The 896-nt window shown below is 52.8% G+C and carries 1 protein-coding gene; it reads right to left on the reverse strand.

Annotated features, from left to right (window positions below; genetic code table 11):
- Window positions 1–77 precede the first annotated feature (77 nt).
- Window positions 78–896, reverse strand: an 819-nt coding sequence (gene tnpC / locus FD01_RS15760) for an IS66 family transposase (protein ID WP_156647299.1), incomplete at its 5' end; no start/stop codon positions are given.

Genomic DNA, 896 nt, shown 5'->3' on the forward strand with positions numbered 1-896 from the left:
GTAAGCACCCAATAACAGACCGTCTTGAAAATCAATAGAGGCCCGTTCCCAGATTCAGGGAAGCGGACCTCTTTGCTTTAAGCGACGGTCGATTGGGCGGTACCGGTAAATGTTTGGTTCCAAGGCAAACAGGCCTCCAGTTGTTCCTCAGTTGGAAACTCAGGTAGCTGACTCAGTTGTTCAAGTAAAAGCCGAATATACGCGCGCGGATCGAGGCCGTTGGCCTTTGCCGTTTCGATTAGGGTCATCCAGATGGCGTTGGCATCGGCGCCGGCGGGACTGGTCGCAAAGAGCCAGTTTTTACGTCCAATCACGAATGTCTTCATTGCACGCTCCGCCGCGTTATTGCTCAACTCCAGCTCGCCGTACTCTAACACCCGGTTCAAAGAACGTCTCTGATTCTGCGCGTATGTCACTGCTTTTCCAAGCGTCGACTTCAGCGGGATGTCTGCTGCGTCACACCAACTCCAGAACTCATCGATCACCGGTCGAAGGTGCGCGTCTCGCTGTTGTCGCCGCGCTTTTGCGTCTAAACTTGTCCAGCTTTTTTCTAGCGCAAACATCTGATTGAGCAGTTTTAACGGAACTGTCTCGTGAAGCGTACCACTCTTTTTGGCGTCGTCGAAGAATTTGCGCCGAACGTGAGCCCAGCATCCTGCACGGTCAATCTCAGTGAGCGCGTTATAGCCTGCATAGCCGTCGCACTGAAGTACGCCGCTGAAATTAGTATACAGGCTCTTGGCAAATTTGCCGGAGCGCGTGTCACCATATGCGTAGAATACAACTTGCTGCGGAGCCATTTTGATACTACGCTTCACCCAGATATATGACTTGCTTTGCGCGGTCTTGCCCGGCTCTCGAAGCACCTGGAACGGCGTTTCGTCACCCTGCAAGAA

Origin of the sequence: Lacticaseibacillus manihotivorans DSM 13343 = JCM 12514, assembly GCF_001435035.1 — a bacterium.
In the GTDB taxonomy this organism is placed as follows: Bacteria; Bacillota; Bacilli; order Lactobacillales; family Lactobacillaceae; genus Lacticaseibacillus; species Lacticaseibacillus manihotivorans.